The sequence below is a fragment of the Blautia sp. AF19-13LB genome (assembly GCF_003479105.1).
Classification (GTDB): domain Bacteria; phylum Bacillota; class Clostridia; order Lachnospirales; family Lachnospiraceae; genus Fusicatenibacter; species Fusicatenibacter saccharivorans.
Genome location: NZ_QUGO01000014.1, coordinates 22,927 through 34,706, shown reverse-complemented (window position 1 = coordinate 34,706; position 11,780 = coordinate 22,927). Strand labels below are relative to the sequence as shown.

The window sequence follows — 11,780 nt, the reverse complement described above, 5'->3', positions numbered from 1 at the left end:
GTTTTTAACTGAGGCAAAACATTCTGGCTGTTTTTTCTGGGATTGCTATGAGTCAATTAATTAATGAATAAAGAACGCGTCCTCTTCCTCGTCTTCCACAACCGGCATCATCGGGTTATACTCGGTTTCCACCAATTTTTTCACCAGCTCGTGATCGAAGTTGCGGCGGATTTCACAGGTTCTGTCGAAAATCATGGTTGCTTCATCCCCTGGGGTGCATGCCGGCCAGTTCGGGAGGGATGGGGTTTCCGGGCTTCCGTAGCGGGCAAAGTTGATCCAGGCGGTGGCCATACGCTCCTGCAGACGGTCTGTTTCGCCCGGGACATTGCATACGGCAATGCGGTCGATGTTATGGAATACGAACGGAATCTCGGCACAATGCCATGCGGCTTTTCCGCCATCGATCGGGAATTCATAGGTAAACTGATAGGAATAAGTCGGCGCTTCTGTAAACTCCGATTTCTGACGAATGAATTCGATCGTTGCCGGACGGAAGAACGTATCCACAGACCACAGGTCGGCAATTGTTTTGTCCGGGTATGCTTTTTCAAAAAGAGAAATCAGCTCCGGCGTTGCATCACCATATTTTCTTGTCAGAAACGCAATCTGTTCCTCACGGTTCATCTCATGTTTTCCCGGCACAACCGGTCCAAAATCAAACTCACCGATGTTGGTTCCTGCCAGCACCGGAATCGTTTTGGCGTGATCCGTAAATCCGCATTTGATCGGATTTCCGCGGAACCAGCCGTTCTCCATCGGTCCCTGTCCGATATAGCAGCCTTTCGCAGCAACCTCTGCCTCAACTTTATTGTACGCATTTGACAGCTCATAATACGGGATCGTCTCAAGCTTCTCCACCTCGGATTCGTCCAGATTCAGTTCTTTTAACAGAGCCTTCACAATCGCGGTGCCGTCTCCGTCCTCTTTCTGATAAACCTTTGCCTCATAAACACCGCTCTCGATGATACCCTTCTGGAACAGGCCGTCTGCTGCCGGCGTATTCATCAGCGTTGCCACCTTCATACCGCCGCCGGACTGACCGAAAATCGTAACATTCTCCGGGTCTCCGCCGAATGCCGCGATATTGTCATGTACCCACTGCAATGCAGCTACCATATCTGCGTTTCCTGCATTCGCAGAATTTTTGTATTTTTCGCCAAACGGCGAAAGATCGAGATAACCGAGGATATTCAGCCGATGGTTCACGGAAACAACAACGACATCACCGAACTCGCTTAAGTGATCCCCCTCATATGCCACATGCTCAATCGCAGAACCGGCGCTGAAGCCGCCGCCGTGGAGCCATACCATGACCGGCTTTTTCGCACCCGGATCAAGACTCTGTGTCCAGACATTCAGGTTCTGGCAATGCTCGTCCTGCGGCCAGTAACGATGCGGTACCAGCACCTCCATGTTCGGCTCATCCTGCTTTAAAAGCGGACATACATAGCCGTACGCCAGCGCATTTTTGATTCCTTTCCATGGTTTCACCGGCTGTGGCATCTGGAAACGGTCCGCCTCAGCGTAATGGATTCCATGAAACGCGTATGTCGTATTCAGGCGGAAGCCGCGTACCTTTCCCGCCTTTGTCTCTACTACCGGATCTGTTTTACTGCATACAAAATAATCTCCCATATTTCAGTTACCTTCTTTCTATCCTGTTCTGTGACGCGCAGTTTCCAAAAAACCACCGCAAAATCCCCCTGATCTTTCCGTTTTTGCACCGGTCTTTGAAGCATCTGTTGTTTTTGCATTTACGCATCTGCTCCTTATTATACCAGACAATTTTTTCAGAAACAATTCTTTTCACTTTTATTTTCGGCTGTTTATATCAATAAAGTCCGAAAATCGCGTCAAAAATGGATATTTCCATCACAACTTCAAAGTGCTACAATAAAAAAGAAGGTAAAATCAACGTAAAAAAGGGGACTACTATGACGAAAACAGTACAAAAGAGCAAAGCCCGCGATATGACCCAGGGCTCTATCTGGAAACAGCTTCTTCTCTTCTCGCTTCCGCTGATGGCCGGAAATCTCTTCCAGCAGCTTTACAACACCGTTGACAGCATCGTTGTCGGCAACTTTGTCGGCAAGGAAGCACTCGCCGCCGTCGGCTCCGTCGGTCCGATCATCAATTCTCTGATCGGCTTTTTCATGGGACTTTCCACCGGTGCCGGTGTCATTATCTCTCAGTATTATGGCGCAAAGGCGGATGAAAAGGTCAGCCGCACCGTCAGCACGACACTGGTGATGACATTTTTTCTCTCTATTGTCTTTACTATTCTCGGCATCTTCATTACACCGTACATGCTCCGCATGATGAGTACGCCGAACGACGTCATCCGCGAGTCAGCAACGTATCTTAAAATTTACTTTGGCGGTGTTGCCGGTCTGATGTTCTACAACATGGGCTCCGGCGTTCTCCGCGCTGTCGGCGATTCCCGCCATCCGCTGTATTTCCTGATTTTTTCCGCTGTTGTCAATACCGTGCTCGATCTTTTGTTTGTCGTTTCCTTCGGCATGGGAATCGAGGGTGTGGCGCTTGCAACCGTTATTGCACAGTGCCTTTCGGCGGTTCTGACGCTGTATGTGCTGACCACAACAGACGGCCCATACCGCATCTGTTGGAAAAAGCTCTGCATGGACTGGTCTTTGCTGTACCGCATCGTCTGCGTCGGACTGCCGGCAGCGATCCAGCAGATGGTGACTTCCGTTTCCAACGTTTTCGTGCAGTCCTATATCAATGTATTCGGCTCGGATGTTATGGCAGGCTGGAGTGCCTGCATGAAAATCGACCAGTTTATGATGCTGCCGATGATGAGTGTTGGTCTTGCTTCGACCACCTTCACCGGACAGAACGTCGGTGCCAGCTACATTGACCGTGCAAAGAAGGGTGCTACAACCGCATTCCTGCTTGCTGAGCTTGTAACCATTGTGATGATGATTCCTCTGCTGATTTTCGCTCCGCAAATGGTCTATCTGTTTAACCAGGAGGCAGCTGTGATTCGTTACGGAACCCTGTTCCTGTATCTCCTCTCCCCGTTCTACATTCTCTGCTGCGTCAACCAGGTTTATTCTAACGTCCTGCGTGGCGCAGGAGACACCAGAACACCAATGATCGTAATGCTCGGAAGCTTCGTCGTGTTCCGCCAGATTTACCTGTTTGTGATGTCTCATATATTTGATTCCATCATTCCGATTGCACTTGGTTATCCGGCGGGATGGCTGGTATGCAGTGTTCTGATTTATGCCTGCTATCGGAAATTCCGATGGGATAAAGGAATGCGGAAAAACTGAAGGATTCCTTTCCGGACATAAGCAAAAGGGACTGTTGCACTAAGAAAATGAACGTAGTGCGACAGCCCCTTTTTTCGCATTATTTTTTCAGGAGTGCTGCTGAATGCTCTTTAATCAGAACAACTCTGCAATCGCCGCGATCTTCTCACAGTTTTCCGGCAGCGGACCATTGATTTTCGGTGACTGGCGCGTTGCCACGTAACAGCTTGCGATTCCGGCAGAGGCTGCACCGTGGCAGTCAGCGATGTCGTCATTTCCTGTCATCAGGCATTCTGCCGGATCGAGGTGATACTGCTTCAGCAGCATCTCATAAAACGCCGGATCCGGCTTTTTCACACCGGCATCCGATGAGAGCAGGATTCCGTCAAAATATCTTGTCAGGTCGAGCAAGGAAATTTCCGGCGCGGTGAAAAGCGCCTGTGCGTTGGACAGCAGAAAAACCTTCTTTCCTGCGTCTTTTAAACGCTGCAGCATTTCCGGCACGCCGGGGAACAGTTTCAGTTCTTCTATCGAAATCGCACGGAACATTTTCGCCAAATCTGCAATTTCTTTTTCCGTTACCGAAACAGCTTGATCCTCAAACAGCTGCCGGAACACATCCGCAATGTCGATTTCCGGTACATGGCTGCCGCGGCATTCCATTTTAAGCGCAGCTTCCTGCTCTTTGATTTTTGTCTCATACGCCATCCGGAGTTCTTTCGGCTCATAGGCGGCCCCTTTCATGCCGAAGAACAGGCTCATTTTTTTCCAGAGATACGCTTTCTTTTCATTCGTATGTATATCTACCAGAGTTCCATATAAATCAAAAATATAATTCTGATACATCCTTCATCATCCTTTCTTACGGAAAGTTTTCCACACGACACGTATTCTACCAGACTTTTCTCCACAATTCCATGTCTTTTTTCCAGACTTCCTATCTTTTTTCTCTACCCGGGCTGTCCATCAGACCAGATCGTTGAAACCTGTTTTGTCTTGCTCTCTGTAAGAAAGAATCCTGCCCGGAGGGCTTTTTACTTTATCGGAAAATTCAACGAAGTTTCTGGTAACGCAAAAAAAATTCCCCTGTACAGATTTTGTCCGCAACAGGGGAATTCATTACATCTCACAGTTTCCTGCGAATTGTAATCTTTGATTTACTTTCTCGCATCCAGCATTTCTTTCACCAGACGAATATACTCCGGTGTTGTTCCGCAGCAGCCGCCGACAATGCCTGCACCCGCGTCTACCAGAATGTTCATATATCTTGCAAACGTCGGCGCATCCATGCTGTAGATTGCCTCACCGGTCGGCGTGATTTTCGGCAGGCCGGCATTCGGTTTTACAATAACCGGTACTCTTGCCACTTTTTTCATGGAATTTACGACTGCCTCAAGCTGATCCGGTCCGACCGAGCAGTTCAGTCCTACGGCGGATGCTCCCATTTCCTGCAGTGTCTCAACTGCTTCCACAGCGTTTCCGCCGAACAGGGCAGAACCGTCTGCTTCCAGCGTCAGAGAACACATAATCGGCAGATCGCAGACAGAAAGTGCAGCATCCATAAAGACACACGTTTCGTCTACGCTCAGCATCGTCTCCGCTACCAGAAGATCAACGCCTGCATTTGCTACCGCTGTTACCTGCTCTGTGTAGGATTCCAGCAGCTCTTCATAAGAGAGATCGCCTTTTGGCTGCAGCATTTTTCCTGGTGTGGAAAAATCTCCCGCGATCAGCGCACCTGTTCCGGCAAGCGCTTTTTTCGAGATGTCCACCAGGCGTGCATTCAGCTCCTCCACCTCGTTTTCTCTTCCATAATCCGCTAATTTCAATCTGTTTGCACCAAAGGTCGGCGCATAGACAATCTGGCTTCCCGCCTCCACGTAAGCCTTCTGTAAATTTGCCAGAATATCAGGGTGCTCCAGAACCCAAAGCTCTGTACTGACTCCTTTTGGCATTCCCGCTTTTGTCAGATTTGATCCGGTTGCGCCATCCAATAAAATGACACCTGCTCCGGCAAGCTGTTCAAATTCTTCTCTTGTCATTTTCTTTTCTCCATTCTGCCCGAGTTACCTGCAGCACATGTCCGCGTATACTGACAAATCCCGGCTGTTTTTTCTGAACCTGCCGCACTTTTCGCGTCAAATTCATGTTCAGTATAGCATTGTATTGTTTTCCCGACAAGTAAAAAAAGAGGTATCCGTTTTGGATACCCCTTCGTCTGTTTCTGTTCCCGAATGTTCAGCAAACCACGACATTCTCAATCATGATGCGCGTCTGAATGATGTGTCTCCGAATGATGCGTCTCCGAATGATGTGTCCTGCCCGAGCTGTTCCCCCCACCGGACGGGATATTCTTCGGTGACCCCGGAGACAAATTTGTTCCCTGGTTCACACGGGTTGCTTTCTGTCCATTTTCCACCTGCGAGGATGCCGATACCGTTGAAACACCCGAATCGGAACTGTTTTCCGTTGCAGCATTTTTTCCACACGCAACGAAAGCCAATACTGCTGTACCGACAAGTACGGAAATTACTGCCTTCTTCATTTCTCCACCTTCTTTCCTGGTACATCGTTTTCGCCTGAACATTAGAGCGTGTCTGAAAAATTATTTCCGCAATTTGTGAGATACACTCTGGTTGTAATTTCATTTTAAATGAACTTCTTACTATTGTCAATTTACTCTACAAATTCCCTATTATTTTCTTTTTTTTGTTCCAAAATATTTTCAGACACAAACAGCAGCCGGATCCCTCTCCCGGATCCGGCTGCCGTTTGTCCCGTATCGTATGCTTTTATTCTGCAGTGCTTGAAGACGTTGAAGCAGTGCCTGTGCTGCTTGTCGATGTCGTTTCGGTACTGCCTGATGTCGTGCTGTCAGACGTTGTACTGTCCGTTGCGGTACTGTCCGTTGTTGTACTGTCGGTTGTGGTTCCATCTGTGGAATCTGTAGAAGCGCTGTCAACTGTCATCGTATACAGATCTGCGTCCGTTACTTCAAGTTTTTTCCAGTTGGATGCGACCTTGATATCGCTCTCCTTTACCCATCCATCCAATGTATCGTTGTACTTATCCGATTTGCGGTTGGAAATGATAGTCTGTCTTCTGGACTCGGTTTTGTCCTCGTCGAATGCTTTATCTACACGGATCACATAATATGCATCGTCGCCTTCGATGACACCGTCATAATACTCGCCATCCTTCAGCTTTGCTGCTTCTTCCGCTACTTTATCTCCAAGAGAACAGGTATCGTCATCGTCTTTCTCCGATCCGGTTCCAAAGGATGTCTCGGAAGAGGTCAGATAAGAAACCTCAGAGGAGGAATCGCTGTCGGAACTGCTCGATGTGCTCGCGCTTGAAGCGTCGGATGCGCTTGTGTCGGAAGCATCGGAAGAAGAGCTGCTCTCATCGGAGCCATCTGCAGAATCGGTGGAATCTGCGGTATTCTCCGCATTTAACTGATCGTTCAGCTCCTTGCGCAGATCGGTAAACGATGCGGTTGCCGGATCCTCAGACTCTTTTAAGAGATCCAGGAATCTCTGTGCGATTTCTTTCTTTGCCGCTTTTTCCTCATCCGTCAAATCAATCGTTTTTCCATCGTCATCCTTCTCGGTTCCTGCTGTGGATACCGTGATGTAGCTGATGGAGGTCTGCTTTGCCTCTTCATCGGATACCTCGGTATCTACATCTGCGATGATCGGATCATAAATTCTGGTCTGAATAACATACAGCTCCAGTGCATCCTGGATGTCCTCAACGGTTGCGTGCAGCTTTTTCATCACATCGTCACCGTTCTTATCTGCGAATGCCTGTGCAGCCTCTTTCGCCTGCTGTTTTTCCTCGTCTGTCAGGGAAATTCCGTATTCCTCTGCGTGCTGCCGCATCAGAAGCTCTTTTTCGATCGTATCAAGAGACTGCTCCTTGAACGTTTCCCCGGTAGTCTTTCCATCGTCGCCTTCCTTGTCGTACATCTCAGACGGCATCTGCATTCCGTACATAGAGTACATCTTGGAATAATAATTGTACATGGTTGCCTGCTGATATCTCAGCATGAAATTTGCCTGTCCGAGTGTAATCGACTCGTCATTTACAGTAACTGCCGTTTTTGTTCCGTCCACATTGTCGGAACCGCAGCCGGTCAGTCCCATCGCTGCCATCGAAGCACTCAGCATAACGCAGACTGCTTTTGCTTTTAAATTTTTCATTACTTCCTCCTCATGCAGGGCGAAATGTATGCTCAAAAAGAGTTTTTCTTTTTACACGTTCGAATTTCCGGTCCTGCATCGATTTTTATAAACGCTTTTCCTATTATACCCTTTTTGTTGATACAGGGCAACTTTTTTCTTCCCTGTTCACGCCTTTTTCACACGATTTTGTGGTTATGCGAGCATTTCACTCCTGCGTGATCTGCAGCAGATCTTCCACCAGTGCATGGCTCTTCTCCAGCAGATCGATCTTTTCCTTTGAATTTCTCCGCCGCGGCGTGTAGACAAACGCCAGCGACTCCATCTGGAATTTCAGTTCGTCGCGGTATTTCTGCAGCAGCTCCGGAATCCGCGCCACATCGATTTTTGCATGCTGCTGTAAGGTGACGCGTACCGAATCGCCCATCTGTTTCAGCTCCGTCACATACGCACAGTGCGCCAGTGCTTTCAGTTCCGCGACAGACAGAAGATTCTGTACATTTTTCGGCGGTTCCCCGAAGCGGTCGGTCAGCTCCTCCGTCATGTCCTCATACTCTTCCTTATTTTCAATCGCCGCAATTCGCTTATAGGTGTCAAGCTTCAGAGACTCGTTGCTGATGTAGCTGTCCGGAATATAGGCACTGACATTCAGATCAATCGTTGTCTCGAACGCTTCTGCCGGTGCGATGCCCTTCGCCTCTTTAACCGCCTCTGCGAGCATTTTACAATAGAGATCGTATCCAACCGATTCCATATGCCCAGACTGCTCCGCGCCCAGCAGATTTCCGGCACCGCGGATCTCAAGGTCACGCATCGCAATTTTAAAGCCGCTTCCCATCTCCGTAAATTCACGGATCGCATGGAGACGTTTCTCCGCTACTTCTTTTAGCATCTTGTTTCTGCGGTACATCAGAAACGCATACGACGTCCGGTTCGACCTACCGACACGGCCACGGAGCTGATAGAGCTGTGACAGTCCCATCTGGTCGGAATCGTGGATAATCATCGTGTTGACATTCGAAATATCGAGTCCTGTCTCAATGATCGTTGTTGACACGAGCACATCGATCTCTCCGTTGATAAAGCCGTACATGATCTTTTCCAGCTCACGCTCTTTCATCTGTCCGTGCGCAAAGCCTACATTTGCATCCGGCACGAGCTTCTGGATCGTGTTCGCCATATCCGCAATCGACTGGACACGGTTATAGACATAGTAAACCTGCCCGCCCCGCGCCAGTTCACGGTTAATCGCCTCGCGGACCATTTCTTCATTGTATTCACAGACAAAGGTCTGGATCGGCTGTCGATCCTGCGGTGCTTCCTCGAGCACACTCATATCCCGGATGCCAATCAGGCTCATATGCATGGTACGCGGAATCGGTGTCGCCGTCAGTGTCAGAACATCCACATTTTTTTGCAGCTGTTTGATTTTTTCTTTATGCGTCACGCCGAACCGCTGCTCCTCATCGACAATCAGAAGGCCAAGATCTTTGAACTTCACATCCTTTGAAAGAACGCGGTGTGTTCCAATGACAATATCCACGAGTCCTTTTTTCAGATCCTCCAGCGTTTTTTTCTGCTCTGCCGACGTGCGGAACCGGCACAGAAGATCAACGCGCACCGGAAAGTCCTTCATGCGCTCAACGAACGTATTGTAATGCTGCTGTGCCAGAATGGTGGTCGGAACGAGGTAGACGACCTGTTTGCTCTCCTGTACTGCCTTGAACGCTGCACGGATTGCAACCTCGGTTTTGCCGTATCCGACATCGCCGCAGATCAGGCGGTCCATGATCTTTTTGCTCTCCATGTCCGCCTTTGTCGCCTCGATCGCCGCAAGCTGATCGTCCGTCTCCTCAAACGGAAACAGTTCCTCAAATTCCTTCTGCCAGATCGTATCCTTTCCGAACTGATAGCCGGATGACGCCTGCCGCTCGGCATACAGCTTCACGAGATCCTGTGCAATATTTTTTACCGCATGGCGAACCCGTGTTTTCGTCTTATTCCATTCCTGACCGCCGATTTTATTCAGCTTCGGCACCTTTGCAGCTTCGCCGGACGCATACTTCTGCAGCGTATCAAGCTGGGTGGCCAGCACATAGAGGTTCGATCCGCCCGCATACTCGATTTTCATGTAATCACGCGTTACGCGGTCCATCTCAATTTTTTCGATACCGCGGTAAATACCAAGACCGTGGCTCTCGTGCACGACATAGTCACCGATCGAAAGATCCGCAAAATTTTGGATTTTCTGACCGGAATACTCCGATTTCTTCCGGTTTTTCTTCTTCTCTTTTCCAAAAATATCCGTCTCTGTAATCAGCACAAATTTCTGCATCGGATATTCAAAGCCTCTGCGGGCCGCGCCGTGGATCAGCATGACCTCGCCCGGTTTCAGAACACGCTCCTCATTCTCGCTGTAGAAGGCCGGAATCTCCTCATTCTGCAGGTCCTCTGCCAGATGCTGCGCCCTCGTCCGCGACGGACTCGCCAGTACAATACGGTAACCCGCTTTTTTCCAGGATTTCAGATCTTTTACCAGAAGCGGGAACTGATTGTTATACGAATTGACCGATTTCACCGTCACACTGAATTCGTCACGGATATTCCACTCGCCCTTCTGCGGCTCCATCAGCGATACGGCAACACAGCCGCGGCGGTTCAGTTTTGCCACAAGCTCCGCCGTACTGCACATCAGCTTCGCCTGTCCCGGCAGGAGGTATCCCTTTTCGAGACGGTGGCTCACGCTCTCCTGAAATTCTGCTTCCAGCGCATCGGCACACTCGATGATGCGGTTCGGCTCATCGAGGAAAATGCGGCTGTTCTCCGGCAGATACTCAAGAAACGAGACGGTCTCCGGATAAAAATAATGAAGATACTGCTCCGCTCCCTGCAGAATTTCGCCCTCGCCGATCTGATCGCAGATTTCCTCTGCCGCATGGCGGATACGCGCCGCTTCCTCCGTCATCATCTTGTCGCGGAACTTTGTGCTTTGCGCTTTTGCCTCTTTTTTAATCGCTTTCACACCGCGCGCAATCGTATTCTCTGTTAAAATCAGCTCCGATGCCGGATAGATTGTGATTTCCTCGAGGTTTTCAATCGACCGCTGGCTCTCCGCATCGAAGCTTCGGATGGAATCTATCTCATCGCCCCAGAGCTCAATCCGGATCGGGTTCTGTTCCGTCAGCGGATAAATATCGAGAATGCCGCCGCGGACGGAAAACTGGCCGGTCGACTCCACCTGAAAGGTACTCTCATAGCCGAGCCGCACCAGCTCTTTTCTTATTTTATCCAGATCGAGTTCGCTGTCATTGCGCAGATGGATGCAATGTTTTTCGAACACGCCAAGAGGCAGAAGAAAGTCCATACATCCCCCTACACTGGTGATGATGGTAACTTCCTTCCGCTCAAGAAGTGCCTGGATCACCTGAAGCCGCTGCCGGATCAGCAGATTTCCGTGAATGTCTGCCTGATAGAAAATCAGGTCCTTCGCCGGATAATACAGCGTCTCCGCATCGTACAGCCGGTAATCCTCATATAATTCTTTTGCTTTTAATTCATTTTCCGCGATCAGAAGCCGCACCGGGGCATCCTCGGAGAGACCTGCAATCATGTGGGCTTTCTGGCTTTCCAGACAGCCCGAGATCACCGTCACACCTGCGGTTCCTTTTTTCAGATCACGGAACAGCTCGTCAAAACGGGCAATTTCTTTGATCGGTTCTAATAACGCTTTCATTTTCCTTACTCTGCCGGGTTTGCAGATTTGCGGTTATACTCATTCATAGCTGCGTCCACATCCCCGTTCAGCATCTGCTCGATTGCTTTTGCCGCATGCTCGATCGCCAGATTTACAAGGGGACGTTCGTCTTTCGTAAACGGACTTAACACGTAGTCCGCCAGATCCCAGTTTTTCGGTTTCTCACCGACGCCGACCTTCACACGCATAAAATGGTCGGTGCCAAGATTGGCGATGATGTTTTTGATGCCATTGTGGCCGCCCGCGCTTCCTTTTTTGCGGATACGGATCTGTCCCGGCGCCAGGCTGATATCATCGTAAACCACGATCAGCTCGCTCTCCGGATCCACTTTGTAATAGTTCACCAGCTCCCGCACAGACTCACCGCTCAGATTCATATACGTCATCGGCTTTGCAACGATAACCTTCTGACCTGCGATCATGCCTTTTCCGAACAGAGCCTTGTGGCCTGTACCGGAGGAAGGGATCTGATATTCATCGATCAGATAATCGATGGTATCAAATCCGACATTGTGCTTCGTCCCTTCGTACTGGCGCGTTGGATTTCCCAGACCTACTATAATATACATA

Annotated in this window: 8 protein-coding genes; 1 reads left to right on the top strand and 7 read right to left on the bottom strand. The window is 49.4% G+C overall.

Annotated elements, in window-relative coordinates; genetic code table 11:
• Positions 1 to 60 precede the first annotated feature (60 nt).
• Complete coding sequence (locus tag DWX32_RS14130) at positions 61 to 1,635, bottom strand: carboxylesterase/lipase family protein (RefSeq protein ID WP_118660357.1); 1,575 nt, start codon at positions 1,633 to 1,635, stop codon at positions 61 to 63.
• A gap of 299 nt (positions 1,636 to 1,934) precedes the next feature.
• Here DWX32_RS14130 and DWX32_RS14125 point away from each other — a divergent pair, with 299 nt between their 5' ends.
• Positions 1,935 to 3,296 carry an MATE family efflux transporter gene (locus tag DWX32_RS14125; RefSeq protein WP_117805277.1) on the top strand — a complete coding sequence of 454 codons (1,362 nt, stop codon included), beginning with the start codon at positions 1,935 to 1,937 and terminating at the stop codon, positions 3,294 to 3,296.
• 114 nt (positions 3,297 to 3,410) lie between these two features.
• Here DWX32_RS14125 and DWX32_RS14120 read toward each other — a convergent pair whose 3' ends face one another.
• The 6 genes from DWX32_RS14120 to pth all read right to left on the bottom strand — a co-directional run bounded on the left by DWX32_RS14120 (position 3,411) and on the right by pth (position 11,779).
• Complete coding sequence (locus DWX32_RS14120) at positions 3,411 to 4,121, bottom strand: HAD family hydrolase (RefSeq protein WP_118660355.1); 711 nt, start codon at positions 4,119 to 4,121, stop codon at positions 3,411 to 3,413.
• 311 nt (positions 4,122 to 4,432) lie between these two features.
• Complete coding sequence (locus tag DWX32_RS14115; RefSeq protein WP_117510893.1) at positions 4,433 to 5,317, bottom strand: homocysteine S-methyltransferase family protein; 885 nt, start codon at positions 5,315 to 5,317, stop codon at positions 4,433 to 4,435.
• A gap of 215 nt (positions 5,318 to 5,532) precedes the next feature.
• Positions 5,533 to 5,820 (bottom strand): hypothetical protein, encoded by a 288-nt coding sequence (locus tag DWX32_RS14110; protein ID WP_055220917.1) that lies wholly within the window; start codon positions 5,818 to 5,820, stop codon positions 5,533 to 5,535.
• A gap of 247 nt (positions 5,821 to 6,067) precedes the next feature.
• A complete protein-coding gene (locus DWX32_RS14105) occupies positions 6,068 to 7,477 on the bottom strand; it encodes a SurA N-terminal domain-containing protein (protein ID WP_118660353.1) in 1,410 nt (469 codons plus the stop codon).
• A gap of 187 nt (positions 7,478 to 7,664) precedes the next feature.
• Complete coding sequence (mfd, locus tag DWX32_RS14100; protein ID WP_118660351.1) at positions 7,665 to 11,189, bottom strand: transcription-repair coupling factor; 3,525 nt, start codon at positions 11,187 to 11,189, stop codon at positions 7,665 to 7,667.
• Positions 11,190 to 11,194: 5 nt separating this feature from the next.
• Positions 11,195 to 11,779, bottom strand: a complete 585-nt coding sequence (gene pth, locus DWX32_RS14095) for an aminoacyl-tRNA hydrolase (RefSeq protein WP_022462621.1) — start codon at positions 11,777 to 11,779, stop codon at positions 11,195 to 11,197.
• Position 11,780: the final 1 nt, after the last annotated feature.